This window comes from Streptomyces sp. NPDC059452, assembly GCF_042750035.1.
GTDB lineage: Bacteria > Actinomycetota > Actinomycetes > Streptomycetales > Streptomycetaceae > Streptomyces.
On sequence record NZ_JBHYVE010000024.1, the window covers coordinates 44097 to 68066 of the forward strand.

At 72.2% G+C, this 23970-nt stretch carries 19 protein-coding genes; 6 read left to right on the forward strand and 13 right to left on the reverse strand.

Annotated features, from left to right (window positions below):
- Positions 1 to 5: 5 nt before the first annotated feature.
- Genes ACFW9Z_RS27550 through ACFW9Z_RS27570 form a run of 5 tightly spaced genes read right to left on the reverse strand, consistent with a single transcriptional unit; the run spans position 6 to position 5198 of the window.
- On the reverse strand, positions 6 to 785 hold the full coding sequence (locus ACFW9Z_RS27550; RefSeq protein WP_384645264.1) for a YitT family protein: 780 nt from the start codon (positions 783 to 785) through the stop codon (positions 6 to 8).
- Positions 769 to 1974 carry a homoserine O-acetyltransferase gene (locus ACFW9Z_RS27555; protein ID WP_384645265.1) on the reverse strand — a complete coding sequence of 402 codons (1206 nt, stop codon included), beginning with the start codon at positions 1972 to 1974 and terminating at the stop codon, positions 769 to 771. Before ACFW9Z_RS27555 ends, ACFW9Z_RS27550 begins: the two co-directional genes overlap by 17 nt.
- Positions 1971 to 2723, reverse strand: coding sequence for a gamma-glutamyl-gamma-aminobutyrate hydrolase family protein (locus tag ACFW9Z_RS27560; RefSeq protein ID WP_384645266.1), 753 nt, complete (start codon positions 2721 to 2723; stop codon positions 1971 to 1973). Before ACFW9Z_RS27560 ends, ACFW9Z_RS27555 begins: the two co-directional genes overlap by 4 nt.
- Positions 2720 to 4054 carry an O-acetylhomoserine aminocarboxypropyltransferase/cysteine synthase family protein gene (locus ACFW9Z_RS27565; protein WP_384645267.1) on the reverse strand — a complete coding sequence of 445 codons (1335 nt, stop codon included), beginning with the start codon at positions 4052 to 4054 and terminating at the stop codon, positions 2720 to 2722. The genes ACFW9Z_RS27560 and ACFW9Z_RS27565 overlap by 4 nt, the downstream gene beginning before the upstream one ends.
- A complete protein-coding gene (locus ACFW9Z_RS27570; RefSeq protein WP_384645268.1) occupies positions 4041 to 5198 on the reverse strand; it encodes a fatty acid desaturase in 1158 nt (385 codons plus the stop codon). The genes ACFW9Z_RS27565 and ACFW9Z_RS27570 overlap by 14 nt, the downstream gene beginning before the upstream one ends.
- A 296-nt stretch (positions 5199 to 5494) precedes the next feature.
- Here ACFW9Z_RS27570 and ACFW9Z_RS27575 point away from each other — a divergent pair, with 296 nt between their 5' ends.
- Positions 5495 to 6220 carry a CDP-alcohol phosphatidyltransferase family protein gene (locus ACFW9Z_RS27575; RefSeq protein ID WP_384645269.1) on the forward strand — a complete coding sequence of 242 codons (726 nt, stop codon included), beginning with the start codon at positions 5495 to 5497 and terminating at the stop codon, positions 6218 to 6220.
- Here the strand turns inward: ACFW9Z_RS27575 and ACFW9Z_RS27580 are convergent.
- Positions 6189 to 6638 carry an adenylyltransferase/cytidyltransferase family protein gene (locus ACFW9Z_RS27580; RefSeq protein ID WP_084750881.1) on the reverse strand — a complete coding sequence of 150 codons (450 nt, stop codon included), beginning with the start codon at positions 6636 to 6638 and terminating at the stop codon, positions 6189 to 6191. The two genes, ACFW9Z_RS27575 and ACFW9Z_RS27580, sit on opposite strands and share 32 nt — an antisense overlap.
- Before the next feature lie 151 nt (positions 6639 to 6789).
- Here ACFW9Z_RS27580 and ACFW9Z_RS27585 point away from each other — a divergent pair, with 151 nt between their 5' ends.
- The 3 genes from ACFW9Z_RS27585 to ACFW9Z_RS27595 are packed head-to-tail and all read left to right on the forward strand — an operon-like array spanning position 6790 to position 10981.
- The gene (locus ACFW9Z_RS27585; RefSeq protein WP_384645270.1) at positions 6790 to 8052 is read left to right on the forward strand and encodes a glycosyltransferase; all 1263 of its coding nucleotides are present in this window, start codon (positions 6790 to 6792) and stop codon (positions 8050 to 8052) included.
- Complete coding sequence (locus tag ACFW9Z_RS27590) at positions 8049 to 9740, forward strand: lipopolysaccharide biosynthesis protein (RefSeq protein ID WP_384645271.1); 1692 nt, start codon at positions 8049 to 8051, stop codon at positions 9738 to 9740. The genes ACFW9Z_RS27585 and ACFW9Z_RS27590 overlap by 4 nt, the downstream gene beginning before the upstream one ends.
- Positions 9737 to 10981 carry a hypothetical protein gene (locus ACFW9Z_RS27595; RefSeq protein ID WP_384645272.1) on the forward strand — a complete coding sequence of 415 codons (1245 nt, stop codon included), beginning with the start codon at positions 9737 to 9739 and terminating at the stop codon, positions 10979 to 10981. Before ACFW9Z_RS27590 ends, ACFW9Z_RS27595 begins: the two co-directional genes overlap by 4 nt.
- On the opposite strand, the gene ACFW9Z_RS27600 is transcribed toward ACFW9Z_RS27595, so the two are convergent.
- Complete coding sequence (locus ACFW9Z_RS27600; RefSeq protein ID WP_384645273.1) at positions 10950 to 12500, reverse strand: hypothetical protein; 1551 nt, start codon at positions 12498 to 12500, stop codon at positions 10950 to 10952. The genes ACFW9Z_RS27595 and ACFW9Z_RS27600 overlap by 32 nt on opposite strands.
- Before the next feature lie 105 nt (positions 12501 to 12605).
- On the opposite strand from ACFW9Z_RS27600, the gene ACFW9Z_RS27605 reads away from it, so the two are divergent.
- A complete protein-coding gene (locus ACFW9Z_RS27605; protein WP_384645274.1) occupies positions 12606 to 13769 on the forward strand; it encodes a glycosyltransferase in 1164 nt (387 codons plus the stop codon).
- A 13-nt stretch (positions 13770 to 13782) separates the two neighbouring features.
- Here the strand turns inward: ACFW9Z_RS27605 and ACFW9Z_RS27610 are convergent, their stop codons facing one another.
- The 5 genes from ACFW9Z_RS27610 to gmd are packed head-to-tail and all read right to left on the reverse strand — an operon-like array spanning position 13783 to position 21245.
- Complete coding sequence (locus tag ACFW9Z_RS27610; RefSeq protein ID WP_384645275.1) at positions 13783 to 14622, reverse strand: glycosyltransferase family 2 protein; 840 nt, start codon at positions 14620 to 14622, stop codon at positions 13783 to 13785.
- On the reverse strand, positions 14619 to 15389 hold the full coding sequence (locus ACFW9Z_RS27615) for a hypothetical protein (protein WP_384645276.1): 771 nt from the start codon (positions 15387 to 15389) through the stop codon (positions 14619 to 14621). The genes ACFW9Z_RS27610 and ACFW9Z_RS27615 overlap by 4 nt, the downstream gene beginning before the upstream one ends.
- A 4-nt stretch (positions 15390 to 15393) precedes the next feature.
- Complete coding sequence (locus ACFW9Z_RS27620) at positions 15394 to 17649, reverse strand: LamG-like jellyroll fold domain-containing protein (RefSeq protein WP_384645277.1); 2256 nt, start codon at positions 17647 to 17649, stop codon at positions 15394 to 15396.
- Positions 17650 to 20235 carry a LamG-like jellyroll fold domain-containing protein gene (locus tag ACFW9Z_RS27625; RefSeq protein ID WP_384645278.1) on the reverse strand — a complete coding sequence of 862 codons (2586 nt, stop codon included), beginning with the start codon at positions 20233 to 20235 and terminating at the stop codon, positions 17650 to 17652.
- The gene (gene gmd, locus ACFW9Z_RS27630) at positions 20232 to 21245 is read right to left on the reverse strand and encodes a GDP-mannose 4,6-dehydratase (protein ID WP_384645279.1); all 1014 of its coding nucleotides are present in this window, start codon (positions 21243 to 21245) and stop codon (positions 20232 to 20234) included. The genes ACFW9Z_RS27625 and gmd overlap by 4 nt, the downstream gene beginning before the upstream one ends.
- A 116-nt stretch (positions 21246 to 21361) precedes the next feature.
- Between gmd and ACFW9Z_RS27635 the strand changes: the two genes are divergently transcribed.
- Positions 21362 to 22327 (forward strand): GDP-L-fucose synthase family protein, encoded by a 966-nt coding sequence (locus tag ACFW9Z_RS27635; protein WP_384645280.1) that lies wholly within the window; start codon positions 21362 to 21364, stop codon positions 22325 to 22327.
- A gap of 83 nt (positions 22328 to 22410) precedes the next feature.
- Here ACFW9Z_RS27635 and ACFW9Z_RS27640 read toward each other — a convergent pair whose 3' ends face one another.
- Entirely contained in the window at positions 22411 to 23961 is a 1551-nt protein-coding gene (locus ACFW9Z_RS27640) for a sugar transferase (RefSeq protein WP_384645281.1), read from the reverse strand.
- Between the last annotated feature and the right edge of the window lie 9 nt (positions 23962 to 23970).

The window sequence follows — 23970 nt, forward strand, 5'->3', positions numbered from 1 at the left end:
AAGTCCTAAGGGGCGTCCCCGTCCGGTGTCCGGCTCTTCACGTCGGGCACCGGCTCGTCGTCCGGCGCCCCGCTCCTCCCGGCGCCGGGCTCCGGCTCCTTCGGCGTCCGGCCCTTCAAGTCGAACATCGGGATGAAGATCTGCGAGAGCGGCCCGATGGCGACTGCGTAGATGAGCGTGCCGATGCCGAGCGTCGCGCCGAGCAGGAACCCGATGACCAGCACGGTCAGTTCGATGACCCAGCGGACGGCCCGGATGGAGTGGCCGCGCGCCGCCCATCCGGTCATCAGCCCGTCGCGGGGCCCCGGCCCGAGGCCCGCGCCGATGTACATGCCGGTGGCCACGCCGTTGAGGACGACGCCGGAGATCAGCACGGTCCAGCGCAGCCACATCGCCTCGGGCACGGGCGTCCAGGCCATGAAGAGGTCCATCACCGTGCCGATCATCAGCACGTTGAGCACGGTGCCCAGACCGGGTTTGTTGCGCAGCGGAATCCACAGCAGCAGCACCAGCGCGCCGATGATGTTGGTCCACACGCCGACGCCCAGGCCGAAGGTCCGGGACAGGCCCTGGCTCAGCGCGTCCCACGGCTCGACGCCCAACCCGGACTGGATCACCATCGCGGAGCTGATGCCGTAGAGAGTCAGTCCGACGACCAGCTGCGACAGTCGGCGAGCGGGCCGGTCGGGGACCAGTGGCCGCTGGATGATCGCGCCGATCCCGCGTGATGTCCGGTCCGGCGTGGAGCCTGCCGGGGCGCCGGGGGTGTCACGCATCGACGTCATGGGAACTTCTCCTGGGCTGCTGGGTACGGGTGGTGGGGAGGGAGACGACGCCGGGTGCGCCGGGTTCGGGGGCTCTGCGGCGCGAAGGTGCGGCGAGCCAGCGGCCCACCGCGTCCAGATAGCCGGGCACGTCCATCAGGAAGGCGTCGTGGCCTCCCCGCGAGGTCTCCTCGTGGAAGTGCGCACAGCCGACGCCCGCCTTGTCCAGCCGCTCCCTGATGTGGCGGCTGTGCTCGACCCCGTACAGCCGGTCCGAGGCGAAGCTGAAGAGGTGCACGTCCGGTCCCGCCTCGGCGACGTCCTCGTACGGTGTCGCGAAGGGGTCGAACAGGTCCATGGCGTTGGTGAGACAGAGGTAGCTGTTCGCGTCGAAGCGCGCGACGAGCTTGTCCGCCTGGTGCTCCAGATAGCGTTCCACGGAGAACGGCCCCCATGAGGCGTCCCCCTCGGGGGAGACTCCGTGCGGCGGCGGAGCGAGGCCGCGGTCGAACTTCGTCTGCAAGGAGGCCCCGGACATATAGGTGAGGTGGCCGATCATGCGGGCGATGCCCAGCCCCGCGTCCGGCCCCTCCCCGGCCCGGTAGCCACCGCCCAGGAACCGCGGGTCGCTGCGGATCGCGGCGCGGGCGATGGCGTTGAACGCGAGGTTGTCGGTGGACAGTTGGGCGGAGGTGGCGATCAGCCCGTACCGCTCGGCGTCCCCCGGATGGCGCAGCAGCCACTCCAGCGCCTGCATACCGCCCAGGGAGCCGCCGACGACCGCGTGCAGCCGCCCCACACCGAGCCGGCGCAGCAGCTCCCGGTGGACGGCGACCATGTCGGCCACGGTGACCTGCGGGAACGGCTCCCAGGTGGTGCGACCGGCGAACGGCGCCGGGCCCAGGGTGCCCGCGCAGCCGCCGAGCACATTGGCGCAGATCACCTGGTAGCGGCCGGTGTCGATCGGGCGGCCCGGCCCCACCATCGACTCCCACCAGCCCGGGGCGTCGTCCGGCCGGTGCCGGGCCACATGGGCGTCGCCGGTCAGGGCATGGCAGACGAAGATCGTGTCCGCGCCCGTGGCGTCGGGCGGGCCGTACCGTTCGAAGGCCACGGGCACATCGGTGAGGGTCCGGCCGGACTCCAGGCGCAGCGGCCGGTCCGCACCGAAGAGCACCAGGCTCTCCGGGCGGCGGGAAGCCTTCGTCACCCGCGCCTCCGGGCGTGCCGGGCGGCGGCCGCCCCGAACGCGGTGAACAGCGCCTTGGAGACCGCGTCGGACGAGGCGTACCACTCGGGGTGCCACTGCACGGCGAGGGCGAAGGCGGGGGCGTCCGCCACCGAGACCGCCTCGACGACACCGTCGGCCGTCGCCGCCTCCAGCCTGAGCCCCGGCGCGAGCGAGCCGACCGCCTGCTGGTGCAGGGAGTTGACCCGTACGGTGTCCTGCCCGACGATCTCGTGCAGCAGCCCGCCGGGGGTCACCGCGATGTCGTGCGCGGGGAGGTACTGCTCGTCCCGGGGCAGGCTCAGATCCTCCCGGTGCGCCGCGCCGACGGGCAGCGCGCCGATGTCCCGCAGCGTCCCGCCGTACGCCACGTTCAGCTCCTGGAGCCCCCGGCAGATGCCGAGGACGGGCAGACCGGCGCCGACCGCGAGGGGAAGCAGCGACAGGGCCAGCTCGTCCCGCTCCGGTGCGCGCTGGCCCGGGCCGGGCGGGCTGCCGTACCGCTCCGGCGCCACGTTGGACTCATGGCCGCCCAGGACGACCCCGTCGAAGCGGTCGAGCACCGACGGCAGCCGGGCGGCGGGCCCCTGCACCAGGACGACCGCGCAGCCGGAGACGGACTCCAGCGCCGACACGTAGACCTGACGGACCGCCGCGTGCGGGACGCCGCCGACGTCCTCGGTGACACAGGCGAGCGCGACCAGGGGCGGGCCCGTACCGGTCGCGCTCATATCGCCTTCAGCGCCTGGTCGAGGTCGGCGAGCAGGTCGTCGATGTGCTCGACGCCGACCGCGAGCCGGATCGACCCCTGGGTGACACCGGCCGCGATCTGCTCCGCCTCGGGGAGCTGGGCGTGGGTGGTGGAGGCGGGGTGGGTGGCCATGGACCGTACGTCCCCGATGTTGGTGACGTGCGAGATCAGCCGGAGCGCCTCGATGAACCGGCTGCCCGCCTCCCGGCCGCCCTTGACCTCGAACTGCACCAGCGGGCCCGTGTTCCCGCGCAGGAGACGGCGCACCCGCTCGCCCTCCTCGCCCTCGGCGAGGGCGGGGTGGATGACCTGGTCGACGAGGGGGTGGCCGTGCAGGAAGGCCGCCACCTTGGCGGCGTTCTCGCCGTGCACCCGCATCCGCAGCGGAAGCGTCTCCAGCCCCTGGAGCAGCAGGAAGGCGTTGAACGGGCTCAGACAGGGCCCGAGGTCGCGCAACAGGGTCTCGCGGGCCTTCAGCAGATAGCTGCTGCGGCCGAGCGGACCGCTGAGCTCCTTGCCGGTGCGGGTCCACACCACGCCGCCGTGCGCCGGGTCGGGCGTGGTCAGCAGCGGATGGCGCTCCGCGTGCCGCTCCCAGTCGAAGGTCCCGCCGTCGACGATCAGCCCGCCGAGGGTGGAGCCGTGTCCGCCGATGTACTTGGTGGCGGAGTACACCAGGATGTGCGCGCCCAGCTCGATGGGGCGCAGCACGTACGGCAGCATCGTGTTGTCGAGGACCAGCGGCAGACCGTGGTCCTCGGCGATCCGGGCGACCTCCTCGACGGGGAAGAGCCGCAGCCGGGGGTTGGGCAGGGTCTCGCCGAAGTAGCAGCGGGTGCGCTCGTCGGTCGCGGCGGCGAAGTTCGCGGGGTCCCCGGGGCTGACGAACCGGGTCTCGATGCCGAAGCGGGCGAAGGTGTTCGCGAGCAGGTTCCAGGTGCCGCCGTAGAGCTCGTTGGAGCTGACGATGTTGTCACCGGCCTGGCAGATGTTGAGCAGGGCGAGGCTGACGGCGGCCTGACCGGAGGCGACGGCGAGCGCGGCGGCCGCGCCGTCGACCGCCGCCATCCGCTCTTCGAGCACGTCACAGGTCGGGTTGTTGAGCCGGGTGTAGGCCTGCCCGTCCTGGATCAGGTCGAAGATGCCCGCCGCGGCGGCCGTGCTGGGCAGCTCGTACGCGGCGGTCTGGAAGATCGGGGTCACCATGGGCGGGGTGATGCCCAGCCGCGACTGCGAACCGCCGTGCACGGCGGCCGACTCGGGCCTGGTGAACTCCTTGGCTGCGAGAGCCCTGTGGTCAGGCTGCGACATCGCGTCCTTCTTGGTTCCGGTTCTCGGGCGTGGCTGCCGGGGCGGGCGTCTTCTCGGGTACGGCGTCCGCGCCGGGCGCCTTCTCCGGCGTGGCGTCCCGGCCGGGGTCGGGCGTCATGGAGCGGACGATCGCCGACATGGTGCTGGGCTGCCCCTCGGGCCCGCGGTGGAACAGCCCGCCGAGCGCCCGGTCGACGGCGGCGTAGTTCGGGTCCCGGAGCCGGATCTTGCGCGTCTTGTGCAGGTTCCAGAACGGGGTGCGGGGGTCGAGGTGGTGCTCCAGGTGGTAGTTGTCGTTGTGAATGCCCGTCAGGAACTTCTCCCAGCTGCGGCTCTTGCGGTTGCGCGTCATGTACAGATCGGTGTTCGAGTCGCGCACCAGCGGTGTGTGCTCGGAGAGTTCGATGTACCAGCCGAGGATCTGGAAGCTCGTGAGGTACGGAACCACCCAGAACAGCGCGAGCTCCGGCAGCCACCCGCCGTACCAGGCGAACCCGACGACGAGCCCCCAGAACAGCCAGAAACCGGCCCGGTCCAGCGCCTGCTTGCGCCGCTGCACGGGCGAGGAGGCCTCGGGCCGCTTCTCCACGCCCGCGATGACGCGGTACCGGTTGCGTACGAGATAGCGCAGATAGGCCCAGGTCTGGGTGCCCAGCAGGGGGAAGACGACGACCCGCCGCACGTAGTTCGCCGTGGCCGACTTCCGGTAGGCGCCCTGCTCGATGAAGAACCGCAGATCGGGGTCGCCGTCCGGGCTGCCGAGCTTGGGGTGGTGGGTGAAGACGTGGGAGACCTTGTAGGCGTAGTGCTGCTGGAAGATCGGGTACGCGGTCAGCAGCGTCCCGGCGAACATCTGGAGCCGCTTGTCGGCGACGCCCACCCCGTGCGCGCAGTCGTGCAGCAAGGTGGAGAGCCCACGCTGCCGGGCCCCGATGACGAGGACGGCGAGCGGATAGAACCAGTAGGAGCCGTAGACACAGAGGAGGACGCAGAGCGCCATCCAGAACACGTCCTCGGCCCAGGCGAGGAAGACATGCCAGTTGTCGGCCCGGTTGAGTGCGTTGACCTCCTGCTGGACATCGGCAGGGAACCGGTACATGCGGTAGCGCCGGCCGTCATAGGCCCAGGTATCGCCAGTGCTCAACGCCTACTCCTCGTGCCCCGGTCCGGCAGGAACTGTGGTGCTGAAGTGCGGTGCTGTGGTGCGGCAGTGCGAGTCTGGTGACCGCGATCGGAGCAGGGCAAGAGATTTTCCAGACAGTTCATAAGATTGACCAACACCGTTTCTGCCGACTGCCGACTGCCGACTGCCGACTGCCGACTGCCGACTGCCGACTGCCGACTGCCGGTCGTCGGCCGTGAGGGTGCGTCCGGTCGATCACGCCACGGCTCCGGTCTCCGCATGCCATGATGCGGGCAATGCCGGACGCTGGGGGGCGTATGGGAAGCACGGGCACGGTGCTGCGCGAACTGCGCGGCGCACAGAAGAGCGCCAAGGGCGTCTCACTCTACTCGCGGTACGTGAACCGCCCGGCCGGGCGGCTGCTCGCCGCGGGCGCGTACCGGATCGGGCTGACACCCAATCAAGTCACGCTTATCAGTGCGCTGTTCACCTACGGTGCGCTCGCGGCGGTCGCGCTCGTCGAACCGTCCTGGGCGCTGGGCCTCGCGGTCTACGCCGCCCTCGCCGTGGGCTTCGCCTTCGATTCCGCCGACGGCCAGCTCGCCCGGCTCACCGGCCGGGGCGGACCCGACGGGGAGTGGCTGGACCATGTGGTGGACTGCGGCAAGCTGCTGCTCGTGCACGCCGCCGTGCTGGTCTCCTTCTACCGCTTCGGTGAACTGCCCTCGGACGGCTGGCTGTTGCTGCCGCTGGGCTTCCAGCTCGCCGCCGTGACCACCTTCTGCGCGGGGCTGCTGCGCGAACAGCTCGGCAAGGCGGCGGCCGCCCGGCAGAGCGCGGCTCCTGCGGCTCCGGTCTCCCGGGTGCGGGCCCTCGCCCTGCTCCCCGCCGACTACGGGGTCTTCTGCCTGGTGTTCCTGCTGCTCGGCGCACCCGGGGCCTTCCGGGCCGGGTACGCCGTGCTCGCGGTGGTCCACACGCTCTTCCTGGCGGCATTCCTCGCCAAGTGGTTCAGGGAGCTGAGAGCGCTCCGTCCCGGCTGACGAGCACGTCCAGTGCCCGGCGCAGCTGGGTGCTGGACGTGTGCACGGTGTACGGGAAGTAGACGACCTCCACGCCGACCTCGGCGAAGTCGCGCTCCAGCTTCTTCCCCTTGTCCGTGCCCCGCCAGTCGTCGCCCTTGAAGATGACGTCGAACCGGACCTGCTGCCAGGTCTCGACCTTGTCCGGCACGGTCTCCACGAAAGCGGCGTCGACGAACCGCACGCTGCGGACGATCTCCAGCCGTTCGCGCAACGGGATGACGGGCGTGTGGCCCTTGGCGAGGGCGGCCATCTCGTCCGAGACGACCCCCGCGACCAGGTAGTCGCACTGACTGCGGGCATGCCGCAGGATATTGAGGTGGCCCACGTGGAACAGGTCGTACACCCCGGGTGCGTACCCCACCCTGTGCTGCACCATCCGTATCTCTCCCCCCACGGTCGACATGATCCGGTGATGTTCCAACGACCTTACTGTGAAGAACACTTGAGCAAGCCGTGAACGGATAAGCTCGACAAGGGCTGTTCCCTGCCGGGAACAGCGGCTGTTGTGGGGGGAAGGCGATCGTCCGATGTCCGATGTCGAACGGCACAGGCCGTTGCAGAACCGCCGCCTTCTGGTGGTGTCGACGAACTACGCACCAGAGGTCACGGGCATCGGCCCGTACGCCACTCAACTCGCCGAGCACTGGGCCGCGTCGGGCGCCCGGGTGCGGGCGCTCACCGGGATGCCGCACTACCCGTCCTGGCGGCTGGACGAGGCGTACCGGAACGTGTGGCGGACGGTGGAGATACGCGGCGGCGTCGGCGTGCACCGGCGCCGGCACTATGTGCCACCCCGTCAGACGGCCCTGAAACGCGCCGCGTTCGAGGCGAGCGTCCTCGCCACCGGGCTGATCGCGCCACCGCCGGGCAGACCGGACGCCGTGATCTCCCAGATGCCGAGCCTCGCCGGGGGAGTCATCGCGGCCCGCCTGGCCCGCCGCCACCGCGTCCCCCACATACCCGTCGTCCAGGACCTGATGGGCGCCGCCGCCGCGCAGAGCGGCATCCGGGGCGGCGGCCGGGCGGCGGCCGTGGCGGCGGCGGCCGAGCGGTACGCGCTGAGCGGCGCGGCCCTCGTCGGCGTCATCCACGAGACCTTCGTCCCCGGCGTCACCGCCCTCGGGGTCGACCCCGGCCGCATCCGCCTCGTCCCCAACTGGACCCATGTGCAGGGCCCCACCGCCGACCGCGCGGCCACCCGGGCCCGGCTCGGCTGGGACCCCGGCACCCCCGTCCTGCTGCACTCCGGCAACATGGGCCTCAAGCAGGGCCTCGAAGTCCTCGTGGACACCGCCCGCCTCGCCCCGGACGTCCGCGTCGTCCTCATGGGCGACGGCAATCAGCGCGACGCCCTGCGCGCCCGCGCCGAGGGACTGCCCAACGTGGACTTCCTGGAGCCCGCCGGAGCAGGGGAGTTCACCGACATCCTCGCCGCCGCCGACGTCCTCGCGGTCACCCAGCGGGCCTCCGTCCTCGATATGAGCGTCCCCTCCAAGCTCACCTCCTACTTCGTCTCCGGCCGCCCGGTCATCGCCTCCGTCGCCGACGACGGCGGCACCGCCGACGAGGTGCGCCGCTCCGGGGCCGGGGTGCTCGTCGCCCCCGAGGACCCGGCCGCCCTGCTGGAGACCGTACGGAAGCTGGCCGCCGACCCGGCGGCGGCCGACGCCCTCGGGGCCGAGGGCCCGCGGTACGTGGCGCGCCACCTGAGCCGGGAGGCGGGGCTCGCCCGCTTCGACGCCCTGCTCGCCGAGGTCCTGGTGGACGGACGAGGGAGTTCCCGCCGATGACCCCCGTGAACCGGGTCCTGGACGACCACGACGAACCGGCGCTCCTGCGCGACCAGTTCCGCCAACTCCTGCGCTACCGGGCGCTGCTGGCCGTCGGCGTCGTCATCGGCCTGCTCGGCGGCGGCTTTCTCGCGCTCAGCGGCGAGGACACCTACACCGCCACCGGCGAGGTCCTCGTCCGCTCGGCCATCTCCGACCCCTTCGCCGCCGGAGCCAGCGCCGACAAGGGAATCAACATCGGCTCCGAGCGGCAGACCGCAGTCAGCGACACCGTCGGCACCCTGGCCGCCGCCACGCTCCTCAAGAAGGGCGACGACGTCACCGCCCGCGAGCTGCTCGCCGGGCTCCAGGTCACCAACCCGCCCAACACCCTCACCCTCCGCTTCGCCTACACCGGCGCCGCCCCCGAGCAGTCCCGGGTCCGCGCCGAAGCCCTCGCCCATGCCTATCTGACCCACCGCAAGGCGCGCACCGAGGACAGCATCAGGAACATGTCCGAGGGCTACCGGGCCCAGCTCGGCCCGCTGGAGGAGAAGCGCGACCTGCTGGAGAAGCAGGTCGGGGTGGGCGCGAACAACGACGTCACCAGCGCCCGCGCCAACATCATCGTCGCCATCTCCGAGCTGAGCCGGAAGATCTCCGAGCTCAAGGCCCTGGACACCACCCCCGGCTACCTCAACAAGAAGCCCGTCGCCCCCACCTCGCCCACCGGCCCCGGCCTGCCCATGCTGCTCGGTCTCGGCGGGGTCGTCGGCCTCGCGCTGGGGTTGCTGCTCTCCTGGGTGCGGCTCGTCTTCGACCCCACCGTACGATCCACCCGCGAGCTGGTCCGCTCCCTCGGCGCCCCGCTGCTCGGCACCCTGCCCCGCGAACGCCAGGCCGCCGGAACGGTGCTCGCCATCGGGTGCGGCGGCTCCCGGCTCGCCGAGGAGTACCGGGCGGTCGCCTTCCGGCTCGCCTACGACCCGTCGTTCGCCGAGAGCCGCCGTCTGCTGGTCACCGCCCCGCGCGGCGACAACGCCGAAGCGGCGGCGGCCGCCGCCAACCTGGCCGCCGCCTTCGCCGAGATGGGCCGGGACGTCCTCCTCGTCGAGGCCGACCTGCGCACCCCGTCCCTGGCCCGCGCGCTCGGCCCCGCCGCCCACGAGGTCCGCCCGCCGCGCTGGGCCGCCGAGGAGGGCGACGGAAGCTGGCCCACCGGCGGCCGCTCCAACGTGGACGTCCCCGGCTCCGGCGCCTTCGCCCTGATCCCCGGCACCACCGTCGACAACGTCCCGCGCGCCCTGACCTCCACCCCGGTCGGCCGGATCGTCGCGGAGGCCGACCGGCCCGGCAGCGTCGTCATCGTCCTCGCCCCGCCCGTCCTCTCCTACGCGGACGCGGTCGCCCTGGTCGACAGGGTGGAGGGCGTCATGGTCGTCTGCGACCCGCGCGAGGTGCACCGCGGCGACCTGGAGCGCATCCGCGAGATCATCGGCGCCTCCGGCGGCTCCGTCCTCGGCGCCCTGCTCCACCCGGGCCGACGGCGGCTGCTCCGGCCGGAGCGCCGGACGAAGTCCACCCGGCGCCGTCCCGGTGGCGGCTCAGGCCCCACCCCGGCTGCCGAGCCGGACGCGCCCGAGGTCAAGGGCGACCCCACCGAGACCCTCGGCCTGCGCTCCTTAACCCTTCCGGCGGCGCGGCGGTGAGAGCCCGTACGGCCGTCCTCTGCTCGGTCGCCGACCAGGGCGTGGCGGCGCTCACCAACATCCTGGTGCTGGTGGCCGCCGCCCGGCTCTCCACCCTCGCCGACTTCGCCCGCTTCTCCGCGGTCTACCTGGTCTTCACGGTGCTGCTCGGCGTCTCGGGCGCGTACACCGGGCAGCCGCTCGTCCTCAAGCGGGGCGGCGGCGCGGAGACCCGCGGCGCCTGCCGCTCCGCCGTCGCGTTCACCCTGCTCGCCGCCGCCGCGCTCGGCGCGCTCCTGGCCGCCGTCTGCTTCCTCGTCCCCGGGGACACCGCACGCGCGCTGATGATGCTCGGCCTCGTCCTGCCGGTCGTGCTCGGCCAGGACGCCGTACGGTATGCCTTCTCCACCCTCCAGCAGCCCCATCTCGCCCTGTTTTCCGACCTGTTGCGGCTGGCCTGCGTCCTCGGCGCGCTCGGCACCCAGGTGTACGGGGCCTCTCCTGCCCGCCTGATCGCGCTCTGGGGCCTCTCCGCCCTGCCCGCGCTCCTGCTCTCCGCCGCCCTGCTCCACCGCTCCACCGCCGGGACCCCGTTCCTGCTCCGGCCGATGCTGCGGCGCGGCCACCTCGGGCAGCGGTTCACCGTGGAGTTCGGCGTGGGCAACGCGACGGGCCAGCTCTCCGTCCTGGGCCTCGGCGCCGTCGGCAACCCGCTGCTGGTCGGCGCGTTGCGCGGGGCGACCACCCTGTTCGGGCCGCTGAACGTGCTGTTCACCTCCGCCACCTCCTTCGGCCCGCCGCTGCTCGGCCGCATCGCCGACGAGCGCAGCCGGGTGCGGGCCACCGCCGCCCTCGCCGCCGTCCTCGCCACCACCGCCGCCCTCTGGGCCACCGTCCTCGCCCTGCTCCCCGACCGCGCGGGCCGCCAACTCCTGGGCGACACCTGGTCGGTGGCCGCCGCCCTGCTGCCCGCGACCGGCAGCCAGTACGCGGCGATGGCCGTCGGCACCTGCGGGCTGCTCGCCCTGCGGATGCTCGACCCGCGCACCACGCTCTCCATCCAGGTGGTCTTCTCGCTCACCTCCGTGGCGTTCCTCGCGGGCGGTTACGTCGTCGGGGGCGTCCTGGGCGCCGCCTGGGGGCTCTTCCTGGGCTCGCTCTGCAAGGCCGCCGCCACCTGGATCAGAGTGGCCCGGCTGCGCCGCCGCAAACCCGCGCCGGAGGAAGGCGTCAGCGCCGGCGCGCGGCCCTCTGCTCCCTGAACGTGCTGATCAGCAGCAGACACAGCGCGGCGATGGCCAGCTTCCCCGCCGCCTGGAGCAGCGGGCCGCGCAGCAGGATGAAGGTGTACCCGGCGATCAGCGGCGCGGCGATGGCCAGCACGCTCCCGGGGCCGGGCCCCGCCCGGGTGACGGCCAGCGCGTACCGGCGGTCGGTGCGCGCCACCGCGTAGCCGATCAGGGCGAGCCCGCCGATCATCCCCGTCGCGCCGAAGTCGACCCAGAACTCCGTCCACAGCGGGGCCGAGAGATTGGTCATCCGCAGCCCCATCCACTGCCCGACCCGTACCCCGGTGTCCTCCGGCTTCCCGCTCCACAGCGCGCGGGGCACGAAGAACAGGGCCGAGCCGGTCAGTTGGCGGCCGTAGGTGTGGCCCCGGGTGTCGACCCAGGAGATGGTGTTGGCGAACATCACCATCTGGTCGTAGTCCTTGGTCACCAGCGGCTCGAAGACCGAGGCCGACTGCGCGGGCTTCTGGCCCTCCTCGTCGTACCGGAACTTGTCCGCGTACGGGAACACCACCAGCGCCCCCGCCACCCCCGTCGCCAGCACCGTGCGGTAGACCGCCGCACTGCTCGGGAACGCGGTGAACACGAACGCCAGCAGCACCGTCAGGAACCAGTAACGGGCGTTGGATATCGGGTTGTTCACCAGCAGGTTCAGCGCCGCCAGCGCCACCCACACCAGCACCGTCGACGGGGTGCGCCGGGCCCGGTAGGAGGTGGCCAGGCGGCGGGTGTAGAAGAGCAGGGCCAGCAGCGCCGGGACCTGGCCGAAGCCCTTGACGAACGCAGAGCCCACATTGGAGCCCTCCGAGGCGACCCCGCTCGCCGCCACGGTCTCGTTGATCTCCTGCCGGCTGGAGAAGAAGACCGCGGGCCCGCCCAGCTTCATCACGTAGAACGCGCTCGCCGCGAACGCCAGCACCACCAGCAGCCGCAGCCGCAGCGGATGCGCCACGGCCGGTCCTCCCCCTCCGCCGCCCGAGCTCCGCGCGGAGGGCGTACGGCGCCGCAGCGGGCGCCGCGAGGCCAGCAGCGCCCCCAGGTCGAAGGCGGCACACCCCACCAGGATCATCGCGATGGCCGTGACCAGGTCCTGCCGCGGCCCCACCATCGGCGTCGGCGTCTGCCCGATCACCACCTGGGCGAACGGGGCCACGCCCATCGCGATGTACACGAACATCCAGAAGACGCCCTGGAGCAGCCGCCGCCGGGTGGAGAGGATCATCGTCGCGAGCCGGGCCCCCGCGTAGCAGGTCAGCACCAGCTGGAGCCAGTACGCGGTGTCCCGGACCCCGCTGCCGGGCTGCGCGGCGATCACCGCGGGCAGGAAGCAGACCAGGCCCAGGATCAGCGGCACGGACAGGGCCCGCGACAGCATCGACCAGGCGATCGGCCGCTCGGGCGGCTCCGGAGGCCCGCCCAGGGCCCTGGACCGCTCGGGGCGCGCGGAGGCGTCGGCCACCGGTCCGTGCGCCGACGTGTGCACCGACGTCATGCGCCCCCCGTTCAGTGAACCGCTGAACACTCTAACGAATCAGCCCACTTGAGGGGGGCCGATGACTACCCTGTGAACAAGTGGCCGCAGTCGAGGGGAACTCTGGTGAAAATCCTGCACGTTGTGACGCTGCACACCCCGGACCACGCCTTCGGCGGGCCGACCCGGGTGGCGCTCAACCTGTCCAAGGTCCAGCGGGCCGCCGGGGACGACGCCCGCATCATGGCCCTCGGCGACGGCTTCTCGAACGGTGAACTGCCCAGCCACGTCGAGGGAGTTCCGGTCCATCTCTTCCAGGCCCGGCACCTCCTCCCGATGTTCGAGGTCAGCGGCATCACCTCCGCCGCCCTCCTGCGCACCGCACACCGCATGATGCGCGGCGCCGACCTCGTCCACATCCATCTGATGCGGGACCTGGTGACCCTGCCCGCGGCGCTGCTCGCCCTCGCGACCCGTACGCCCCTGGTCGTCCAGACCCACGGCATGATCGACCCCACCGAGAAGAAGGTCGCCCAGCTCACCGATGTGCTCGGGGTCCGCAAGGTGCTGCGCGAGGCCGACGCCGTCCTGCACCTGACCGAGATGGAGCGGGTCGATGTGAACGCCGTCGCCGCCCCCGTCCCGCTCACCCGCACCGTACGGCTGGTCAACGGTGTCCGCCCGCAGGAGCGCAAGCCCGCCCGTGAGCCCGGACGGCCGCCCACCGTGCTCTACCTCGCCCGGATCCAGGAGCGCAAGCGGCCCGAGGATTTCGTCTCCGCGATCCCGCACGTCCTGGCCCGCCACCCCGACGCCCGCTTCGTCCTGGCCGGACCGGACACCGGCTCGCTGCCCGGCACCCTCGCCCTCGCCCGGAGGCTGGGTGTCACGGACTCCCTGGACCATGTGGGCCCGCTGGAGCACGACGAGGTGCTGGCCGCCCAGCGCGAGGCCGATGTGTATGTGCTGCCCGCGATCGAGGAGCCGTTCCCGGTCTCGGTCCTGGAGTCGATGTCCGTCGGCACCCCCGTGATCATCACCCGCACCTGCGGGCAGGCCCCCGATGTGGCGGAGGCCGGGGCGGGCCGGGTCATCGACAGCCGGGTCGGCGAGGACGCGGCCAACGCCCGCAAGGTCGCCGACGCGATCCTGGAGCTGCTGGAGCCGGAGGCCGCCGAGCAGGCGGGCAAGGCCGCCTGGGAGCTGGTCAACGAGCGGTTCACCATCGAGGCCGTCACCGCCACCCTCCGGCGGACCTACGATGACGTGGTCCGCCGGAGGCGAGGGTGAACGGCCCGGCCCGTCAACGTACGGGCTTCTCACGGGACTTGAGGGCGATCTGCCAGCGGTAGAAGCTCATGGCCAGCGCGAAGTCGAACCCGGCCCGGCCGTCCAGGAAGCCCCGCCGGTAGAGGTACATGTATGCGAACGACACCACCGGCTTGAACGGCGCCTTGTGGAACAACTGCCCCTGGCGCGACTTGACCTGACGCACCTGCTCCTTCACCTCGGGGTGCTGCTCCAGCCAGGCCTCCCAGTCCGAGTACCGGTTGTGCCGCTCGAACCAGGCGGTCACCGGGTCGAGATCCTGGTGTTCGATGGAGTGCTCCAGCGTCCCCACACTCGCCGCGACCGGCTGGTAGTGGCCCTCCACCTCCCCGATCCCCGGCGCGTCCAGGTCCCCGACCTCCGGGTAGTGGCAGCGGGTCCGGTCGGTCAACGACCGCTTGCGGATGGTGTATCCGTGCCGCAGCCGCTTCCCCGAGAACCAGTAGCCGAGCGGAATGTCGTACGCGGCGGGCTTCGGCGCCGCCGGATCGCGGAAGGTCTCCCGCAGCTCGGCCAGCAGCCCCGGGCTGAGCCGCTCGTCCCCGTCGAGCAGCAGGATCCAGTCCAGATCGGTGCGGACGTTCTCCAGGCACCACTGCTTCTTCCGGGGGTGGCCACCGTCCCAGGTGTACGTGATCACCTCGGCCCCGCACTCCTCGGCGATCTTCACGGTGTCGTCGGTGCTGTGGGAGTCCACCACGACGACCGCCTCGAAGTGGCCGAGCACCGATTTCACCGCCTCGGCGATGTTCAGGCCCTCGTTCTTCGTGGGGATCGCCACGGCTATGGGCAGCTTCCTCTTACCAGCGGTCATCCCTTGGCTCCTTCGGCCAGCCAGGCGTAGCAGCCTGTGGAGGTGAACGTGCGGGCGGACTTCGGGATCGTGATCTTCCGGGACTTGCCGGTGTCGGAGCTCCCGGAGGCCAGCTCCTTCCCGCCCGCGCCCTCGATCTGCCAGGAGCAGTTCGTGGTGGGGGAGGCGGAGCGGTAGACGCCCGGCCGCAGCGCCTTCCCGGTGTGGGTGCCGTCCGGATAGGCGTACGCGGCCTCGTCGACCAGGTCCTGGTGCTGGGGGCAGAGCCCCGCCACCGCGGCCGGGGCGTCGGTGATCTCCTCGGTCGCGATCGCGCCCACGGCGGTGTCCCGGTCGACCCTGACCAGATAGCGCAGCTTGTCGCAGGTCTCCTGCCCGGTCTGGAGCACGGCGGCCGGGTCCATGCCCTGGGGCACCCGGTCCTCCAGGTACTCCTTCTGCTTCTTGGTGAAGCTCCCGGTGGCGGGGGTGAGTTGGTCGGTGGGTGTCTTGGGGCCCTCGGCGGTGGCGGCGGGAGCGGACGGCGGCCCGGGGGCCGCCGGATCCTCGGTGGCGGGCTCCGCGGGTGCCTTGGGCGGGGCGGGTGCCGTCGGTGTCGCGGGCGGGTCGGAGGCCTCGGTGGACGGGCCGGGGACGGCGGGCCCGGAGGCCGCGGGGCGCTGGGCGCCCGCGGCCTCCGGACCGTTCCCGTCCGCGGACGAGCCGCAGGCGGCCAGCGCCGCCACCGTCAGGACGGTGACGGCGCCGGCCAGGAACGGGTACCTCATCGGATCAGCTGTTCCTCAGGGCGTAGTGCGCGCTGACCTGGGAAGCGGTCAGTGCGGTCGGGTAGACGGCGGTCTCGTCGATCTGTCCGGCGAAGAAGTTGCTCGTCGGCCGGTTCGGCCAGCCGGAGAGGTTGTCCCCGCCGACCCGCCAGTACCCCGGGTAGTTGTCGTTGGTGGTGTACAGGATGCTCGACGCGCGCAACTGCCCGTCGACGTAGAGCGCCATCCCCGAGGGGCCCTGGGTGGCGACGACATGGTGCCACTGGCCGTCGTTGTACGCCGCCGAGGTGGCGATCGTACGGGCCGAGCCGCTGCGCACCCCGAACTGGAGCCGTCCGTCGTTGCGCATGTAGACGAGCTTGTCGTGGCGGGTGCTGTTCTGCTGGGTCAGGTTCCCGAAGCCGATGATCCGGCCGCCCTGGGTGGTGGTGGTCTTGATCCAGGTCTCCACCGTGAACCGGGCCGGGTGCGGGTGGAGCCGGTTGCTGTAGGCGTACTGGTTGGTCCCGTTGAACCCGATCGCGGTGGACGGTCCGGCGACGGCCGCCGGGGTCTGCCGGTAGGAGGGGGAGTTGCGCATGAACCCGTTGTTGAGGTTGTCGCTGCTGTCGTGGGCGAAGGTGGAGATGCCCTCGTCGTACCGCCAGTAGAGCGAGGCCCCGTCGGCCCTGACCCGGGCCGGGTACGCCTGGGTGCCGGTCGCCACGGTGGCGGACTGGGCGGGGGACCGGGCGCTGGTGTTGGTGCCGTCGCTCGCGGTGATCCGGTACGAGTAGGTCTGGCCCGGTACGACGTCGGTGTCCGTCCACTTCAGCTGCGGCCGGTTCCAGAAGACGGAGTAGCCGGTCGTGGTGTGGACGGGGGTGTACGAGCCGTCCTTGTAGATCCGGTAGGTCAGCTCCCCGTCGTCGGTGTCGAAGCTGGTCTGCCAGTTGACGTCGATCTGCCCCGGGGTCAGCGTGGACAGGCTGACGTTGGGCACCCAGGGCGCCCCGGTGTCCGGACCGTCCCAGAACCGGGTCAGCCCCTGCTGGGGGGAGCTGTTGACGGTGGTGAACTCGCCGCCGACCCAGAGGTAGTGGCGGTCGCCCTTGCCGGTCTGGGCCATCACACGCGGCCCGACCGGCTCACCGATGCCGTCGTTGGTGTCCGGGAACCACGGCAGCAGCGTCGGGTCGTCGACCGACTGGGCCAGCAGGTGCTTGCGCGGCTGGTCCGGGAAGGCGCCCATGGAGGAGCAGTCATGGGCGTGGCTGCCGCTGTAGAGCACACCGGAGTAGACCGCCACCGACTGGGTGGCGCCCAGGCAGGTGTCCCGCCAGCGCTGCTGGAAGTCGCTGAGGTTCAGGGCGATCCGGCCGTCGAACACCCCGCCGCCGGTGCCCTCGTTGGCCGTGTAGAAGCCGGTGGCGTCGGTGGTGATGTCCATCACCGTGGACCGGTCGTGGATGAACCCCGGGTAGGACTTGGTGAGTTGACCGGTGGTGGCGTCGACCACGGCCAGTGCGTGGGTGTTGGTGCCGTTGATCCGGAAGAAGTCACCGCCGAGCAGCACGTGCTGTCCGTCCGGGGTCACCTCGACGGCCCGGCCCACCTCGTCGCCGTTGGCCGTGAACGGCAGCAGGGCGGCGCCTGCGGTGCTGACGGCCGCGAACCTGCTTCTGGTCTGGCCGCCGACGGTGCTGAAGTCCCCGCCCAGATAGACCGTGTCGGCGGTGACGGCGAGCGCCCGCACGGTGGCCGAGACGGAGATCTTGAAGTCGTTGCGGACGGTGCAGGTGGCGGTGTCGATGGCCGCGATGTTGCTGACCCCGATCCCGTTCACCGCCCCGAACTGCCCGCCCGCGTACAGGGTGTTCCCGTCGGGGGAGAGCGCCAGCGAGCGTACGGTCGCGGTCCCCGAGGAGACCGTGAACGACAGCGAGCAGTCGGTGGGCGCCCCCGTCGCCGCGTCGAACGCGGCGAAGTTCACCGCGGGCTGCTGGTTGGTGCCGGGTGCGGCCTTGGGGGGCCGCAGGGTGGAGAAGGTGCCGCCCGCGTAGACGACGCCGTCGCCGGCCGCCATGGCCCAGACGATGCCGTTGGTCTGCCAGGTGGAGAGATCGTCCGCGGTGAGGGCCACCGGAGGGGTCAGCGCCGCTGCCGGGGCGGTCCCGGCCGCGGTCGCGGACAGGGCTCCGGCGAGTAGGCCGAGAGCGGCGGCGACGGCCCGGACACGGCCCCGCCTTCCGGTTCTCTGCCCCGTGCTTTCGTTCATCATTCAGCTCCGAAGGTGAGATTCGTGCTGCGGCCGGAAGGCCGCCGATCCTGCCTCGCCCGGCCAGCCACGCGGACGGTTCGTCCCGCCGCTGGCCGGGACGAGTGGGTAGGCGGGGCCGAGGGCCCCGCCCGGTGCCGACGCGATGAGCTCCACCGAAGGGCCGGTGGAGACGGCGGTTGCGCCGGTATGGATCCCCGGCCCGGACGCGGGAAGCGCCGGCCGGGTGTCGTGGGTGACCGCCGACTCGGTCCGGGTGCCGGTGAGCGGCGCCCCGGTGTGGCTGTCGGTGGGGCCCGGCGCGGCGGGCGCCTGGGCCAGTCGGTGGTGGGCGGCGACCTGGGCGGCGGTCAGTGCGGAGGGGTAGACGGCCGTCTCGTCGACCTGCCCGGCGAAGTAGGTGCTGGTGGGCCGGTTCGGCCAGGCGCTGTGCATCGCGTCACCGCCGACCCGCCAGTACCCGTTGTACGAGCGGTTCCCCGCCGTCGTGTTGGAGGCGACCCGCACCCCGTCCACGTACAGCGTCATGCCGCCCGGCCCCTGGGTGGCGACGGCGTGGTGCCACCGGCCGTCGTTGTAGCTCGCCGGACCGGTCAGGGTGGGGCGGCTGTTGGTGCTGCCCACCTGGACACCGAAGGCGAGCCGCCCGTTGTCCGTCAGGTAGAGCAGTTTGTCGGAGATCGAGCTCGTATGGCCCTGTGCGGTACCGATGTTGTTGCCGAACCCGACGATCCGCCCGCCGCGCGTCGATGTCGTACGGAACCACGTCTCGACGGAGTACGGGGTGGGGGAGGTGTAGCGGTGCAGCCGGTCGCTGTACACGTACTCGTCGCTGCCGTTCAGCGAGAGCGCGGCCGAACCGGCGACGGCCGAGGGCGTGGACCGGTACGTCGGGGCGTTCACGTACACCCCGCCGTTCCGGCTGTCCGAGGCGTCCGCCGCGAAGGCCCCGCCGGGCTCGTCGTAACGCCAGTACAGATCGGCCCCGTCGGCCAGCACCCGCTCCTGGTAGGGGGAGGCGGCGGAGGCCGCGGTCACGGAGGCGGCGGGGGAGAGTGCGCTGGTGTTGCCCGCGCCGTCGGTCGCCGTGATCCGGTAGGAGTACGTCTGCCCCGCGACCACGTTCCGGTCGGTGAAGGTCAGTTGGGGGTGGCTGAAGAAGAGGGACGAGCCGGTCGTCGTGTGGACCGGAGCCGAACTCCCGTTGCGGTACACCCGGTACGTCAGCAGGCTGTCGTCCAGGTCCAGCGAGGACCGCCAGCTCACCCGCACCTCACCCGCGCGCGGCGCCGACACACTGGCAGCGGGCGTGCTCGGCGAGCCGGTGTCCGGGCCGTTCGCGAACCGGGTCAGCGACTGCTGCGCCACCCCGTTGACCGTGGTGAACTCCCCGCCCACCCACAGGAAGTCACGGCCCTCGCGCGAGGAGACGGTCAGCGCACGCGGCCCGACCGGCTCCCCGATCCCGTCGTTCGTGTCGGGCAGCCAGCCCAGCAGCGCCGGATCGTCCACGCGCTGCGCGGTGAGGTGCTTGCGCGCCTGGTTGGGAAAGCCGCCCATCGACGAGCAGTCGTGCACATGGTTCGCCGCGTAGAGCACCCCCTTGTAGACCCGCACCGCCTGCGTCGCGCCCTGGCAGGTGTCCCGCCAGCGCTGGCCGAAGCCGTCCAGCTCCATCGCGAGGCGGCCGTCGAAGGAGTTGCCGCCCCGGCCCTCGCCCGCCGCGTACCAGCCGCCGGACGCGGAGTCCGTGACGATGTCCTTGATGACGGCGGTGGACGGGATGAAGTTGTTCGGATAGCCCCGGGTGAGCGACCCGGTGGTGGCGCTGACCACCGCGATGGCATGGGAGTCGGCGCCGCCCACGGTGAAGAAGTCCCCGCCGATCAGCACCGACCGCCCGTCCGGTGTCACCTTCAGGGTCCGGCCCGGGTCGTCCGCGTTCGGATTCCACCCGGTGACCGCGCCCGCCGGGGTCACCGCGGCGAAGAAGCGCCGGGTCTGCCCGCTGACGGACTGGAAGTCGCCGCCCGCGTAGACCGTGCCGTCCGCCGCCACGTCCAGCGCGCGGACCGTCGCCGAGAAGCCGGGCGAGAACCCGGCCCGCCGCGTGCAGGTGGCGGTGTCGACGGCGACCAGCCCGTTGGCGCTCGTCCCGTTGACCGCGTTGAAGTAACCGCCCACGTACAGCGTCGACCTGTCCGGCGAGACGGCGAGCGCCCGCACGGTGGCGGTGCCGCTGTTCCGGGTGAAGGAGAGCGAGCAGCCCACCGGGGCCCCGGTCGCCGCGTTGAACGCCGCGAAGTTGACGGCGGGTGTGGAGCCGCCGCCCGAACCCGCCGGGCGGACGGCGGAGAAGGTGCCGCCCGCGTAGACGACCCCGTTCGCCTCCGCCAGCGTCCACACGATCCCGTTGGTCTGGTACGTGGGCAGATGGTCGGCGGTGAAGGCGACCGGCGGGGTCAGCGCGGCGGCCGGGGGCGCGGCGGCCACCGGGGCGAGCACCCCGGCGGCCAGCGCGAGGACCGCGGTGAGGACCCCGCCGCGCAGTCGGCCCAGGACCCCGGGGGGCCGCCCCGGCGCCCTCATCTGTCCACCCGGACGGCGGCCCCGGTCAGCTGGTCGGAGAGCTGCCGGATGTCCGCGTCCACCATGATCCGGGCCAGCTCGCGCGACTTCACCTCGGGCTTCCAGCCCAGCAGCTCCTCCGCCTTGGAGGCGTCCCCGATCAACGCGTCGACCTCGCTGGGGCGTTCGTACTTCGGGTCGTAGCGCACATGCTCGGCCCAGTCGAGGCCCGCGTGCTCGAAGGCGAACTCCAGGAACTGCCGGACGCTGACCCCCTCGCCGGTCGCCACCACGTAGTCGTCAGGGGTGTCGCACTGGAGCATCCGCCACATCGCGTCCACGTACTCCGGCGCGTACCCCCAGTCCCGGACCGCGTCCAGGTTGCCCAGGTGCAGCCGGTCCTGGAGCCCGGCCTTGATCCGGGCCACCCCCCGGGTGATCTTCCGGGTCACGAAGGTCTCCCCGCGGCGCGGCGACTCGTGGTTGAACAGGATCCCGTTGACGGCGAACATGCCGTACGCCTCACGGTAGTTGACCGTCGCCCAGTACGAGTAGACCTTCGCCACGCTGTACGGGCTGCGCGGGTGGAACGGGGTCTTCTCGTTCTGCGGCGGCGGGCTCGCGCCGAACATCTCGGAGGACGACGCCTGGTAGATCCGGGTCTCGATCCCGCTGGCCCGGACCGCTTCGAGCAGCCTGATGGTGCCGAGCCCGGTGACGTCACCCGTGTAGAGCGGGGCGTCGAAGGAGACCCGCACATGGGACTGGGCGCCCAGGTTGTAGACCTCGTCGGGCTGGATGTCGCGCAACAGGTTCACCAGCGCCACCCCGTCGGAGAGGTCGGCGTGGTGCAGGACGAAGGAGCGCTCCGGCTCCTCGGGGCCCTGGTAGATGTGGTCGATCCGCTCGGTGTTGAAGCTCGACGAGCGGCGTATGAGGCCATGGACCGTGTATCCCTTGTCGAGCAACAGCTCCGCCAGGTACGAGCCGTCCTGGCCGGTCACTCCGGTGATGAGCGCGGTCTTCGCCACGATTCCCCCTTCTCTGCTGTCCGTCCGTGCGACGAACAGGTCACCGACATATCGGAATTGGAGCGTTCTGCGGCAAAACATCACCGCAGTCCCTTACTGCTGGCACAATCCGAGCCATGACGACCGAACTCCCCGTCCCACCCCAGGAATCCGCCCGCCCCCTACTGCGCCCGGGCTCCCGCATATTCGTCGCGGGCCACCGCGGTCTGGTCGGCTCGGCGGTGGCCCGCCGCCTCGCCGACGACGGCCACGAGGTGCTCACCCGCGGCCGGGACCTCCTCGATCTGCGCGACGCCGCGCGGACCGAGACGTATCTGAAGGACATCCGCCCGGACGCGGTCGTGCTGGCCGCCGCCAAGGTGGGCGGGATCATGGCCAACAGCACCTACCCGGTGCAGTTCCTGGAGGACAACCTGCGCATCCAGCTCAGCGTGATCGCCGGGGCGCACGCGGCGGGGACCGAGCGGCTGCTCTTCCTCGGCTCGTCGTGCATCTACCCCCGGCTCGCCCCCCAGCCGATCCGCGAGGAGTCGCTGCTCACCGGGGAGCTGGAGCCCACCAACGAGGCGTACGCGCTGGCCAAGATCGCCGGCATCGTGCAGACCCAGTCCTACCGGCGGCAGTACGGCGCCTCCTACATCAGCGCCATGCCCACCAATCTCTACGGGCCCGGCGACAACTTCGACCTGGAGACCTCGCACGTCCTGCCCGCGCTGATCCGCCGCTTCCACGAGGCGCAGCGGGACGGCGCGCCGGAGGTCACCCTCTGGGGCTCCGGATCGCCGCGCCGCGAGTTCCTTCACGTCGACGACCTGGCCGCCGCCTGTGTCCGCCTGCTGGAGGCGTACGACGGTGACGAGCCGGTCAACATCGGCTGCGGCGAGGACCTCACCATCCGCGAACTCGCCGAGACTGTCGCCGAGGTGACGGGCTATCAGGGCCGGATCGGCTGGGACACCTCGAAGCCCGACGGGACCCCCCGCAAGCTCCTCGACGTCTCCCGCCTGACCTCCCTCGGCTTCAAGCCGCAGATCCCGCTGCGTGACGGCATCGCCCGTACCTACGCCTGGTGGCTCGGCTAACTCCCGCCCGCCGCCTGACCGTTCGCCGCCGCGCGAGCGGCGGCGAACCGCGGCCCCTCCTCGTATCCGCACGCCCGCCGCCCTCAGTAGGCCCCGCGGCCGTCGGTGACGGCACGCACCGTACGGGCGAGGAGTCCCATGTCCGTGGCCACGGACCAGTTGTCGACGTACCAGAGGTCCAGCGAGACCGTCTCCTGCCAGGAGAGGTCGGAGCGCCCGCTGACCTGCCACAGCCCGGTCAGCCCCGGCTTCACGGCGAGCCTGCGGTGCTCCCGCTCGTCGTACCGGGACGCCTCCTCGGGCAGCGGGGGCCGGGGCCCCACCAGCGACATCTGACCCAGCAACACATTGAAGAGCTGCGGGAGTTCGTCGATGGACGTCCGGCGCAGCGCCCGCCCCACGGGCGTCACCCGGGGGTCCCGGCGCATCTTGAAGACCGGACCGTCGACCTCGTTGGCCTCGGCGAGCTGGGCCTTGCGCGCCTCCGCGTCCGCCACCATCGTGCGGAACTTCCACATGGTGAACGGCCGGTTGTGCTGCCCCTGGCGGACCTGCCGGTGGAAGACCGGGCCGCGCGAGGAGAGCCGTACGCTCAGCGCCACCGCGAGCAGCAGCGGGGCGAGCACCAGAAGCCCGAACAGGGCGCCGAAGCGGTCCAGCACCGCCTTGAGCACCCCCTGCGGGCCCCCGCGCAGCGGCGGGGCGATGTGCAGCAGGGTGAGCCCGGCCACCGTCACCGGGCGCACCCGGGACGCCGCGACGCCCGAGAGCTCGGAGAGCACGCAGAGGGCGACGCCCGCGTCGTGCAGCCCCCAGCCGAGCCGCCGCAGCCGGTCCCCGGTCAGCCGGGGCCCGGGAGCCACCAGCACCAGGTCCGCCTCATGGGCGTAGGCCCCGCCGAGGACCGTCGTCACATCGTCGTCCGCCGGGCACGAGGCGAGCCGCCCCGGCACCTGCACGCCCTCGTGCGTCGGCCGGTCGGGCCCGACCGGGATCGCGGCCACCAGCTGATAGCCCTGATCCGTACGGGAGCCGAGCTCCGCGGCCGCCCGGTCCAGGCCCGCCGCCTCGCCCACCAGCAGCACCCGGCGGACCGCCCGGCCGCGCCGTGCGGCATGGAGCCGGTGCCGCAGCCCCTCCACGGCGGTGGCGGCCAGCAGCCCCGGCGCCACGGCCACGACGGCCGTCGCCGGGTCGACATGGCCCCCCGCCGCCGCGTGCAGGACGGCGAGCACCCCGAGGAGCACCAGCCAGTCCCCGAGGGAGCCGAGCGGACCGCCCGGCCCGGGCCGCACCGGGTCCGCGTACCGGCCGCGTGCGCCGCGTAACCCGGTCCACACCAGACCGGCCACCGCGGCGGCGAGCCACGGCCGGGGCTGCTCGCCGAGGTGCAGCAGCAGCCAGGCCGGGCCGGCCAGGCCCACCAGGTCGGTCAGTGCGGCGAGCGACGGGTGGTGCCCCGGCTTCCTGCGGGCCGGAGCCCTTCCTGCCGGGTCGCGCTGTGCTGTCGGGGCCTTCCAGAGCTGTTCCAGGGCGGCCGTACGGTTCCGGGACGCGGCGGTGCGGGGGCGCGGCGCGCCCCGGAGCCCCACCGGCCCGGATATGTCAGTCTCCGGTATTTCGACATGCCCCATGAACCCCCC

Coding starts and splice junctions, on each gene's coding strand:
- ACFW9Z_RS27550 (WP_384645264.1), bottom strand. CDS start 785: ATGACGTCGATGCGTGACACCCCCGGCGCCCCGGCAGGCTCCACGCCG.
- ACFW9Z_RS27560 (WP_384645266.1), bottom strand. CDS start 2,723: ATGAGCGCGACCGGTACGGGCCCGCCCCTGGTCGCGCTCGCCTGTGTC.
- ACFW9Z_RS27565 (WP_384645267.1), bottom strand. CDS start 4,054: ATGTCGCAGCCTGACCACAGGGCTCTCGCAGCCAAGGAGTTCACCAGG.
- ACFW9Z_RS27575 (WP_384645269.1), top strand. CDS start 5,495: ATGGGAAGCACGGGCACGGTGCTGCGCGAACTGCGCGGCGCACAGAAG.
- ACFW9Z_RS27580 (WP_084750881.1), bottom strand. CDS start 6,638: ATGGTGCAGCACAGGGTGGGGTACGCACCCGGGGTGTACGACCTGTTC.
- ACFW9Z_RS27585 (WP_384645270.1), top strand. CDS start 6,790: ATGTCCGATGTCGAACGGCACAGGCCGTTGCAGAACCGCCGCCTTCTG.
- ACFW9Z_RS27590 (WP_384645271.1), top strand. CDS start 8,049: ATGACCCCCGTGAACCGGGTCCTGGACGACCACGACGAACCGGCGCTC.
- ACFW9Z_RS27600 (WP_384645273.1), bottom strand. CDS start 12,500: ATGACGTCGGTGCACACGTCGGCGCACGGACCGGTGGCCGACGCCTCC.
- ACFW9Z_RS27610 (WP_384645275.1), bottom strand. CDS start 14,622: ATGACCGCTGGTAAGAGGAAGCTGCCCATAGCCGTGGCGATCCCCACG.
- ACFW9Z_RS27615 (WP_384645276.1), bottom strand. CDS start 15,389: ATGAGGTACCCGTTCCTGGCCGGCGCCGTCACCGTCCTGACGGTGGCG.
- ACFW9Z_RS27620 (WP_384645277.1), bottom strand. CDS start 17,649: ATGATGAACGAAAGCACGGGGCAGAGAACCGGAAGGCGGGGCCGTGTC.
- ACFW9Z_RS27625 (WP_384645278.1), bottom strand. CDS start 20,235: ATGAGGGCGCCGGGGCGGCCCCCCGGGGTCCTGGGCCGACTGCGCGGC.
- ACFW9Z_RS27635 (WP_384645280.1), top strand. CDS start 21,362: ATGACGACCGAACTCCCCGTCCCACCCCAGGAATCCGCCCGCCCCCTA.
- ACFW9Z_RS27640 (WP_384645281.1), bottom strand. CDS start 23,961: ATGGGGCATGTCGAAATACCGGAGACTGACATATCCGGGCCGGTGGGG.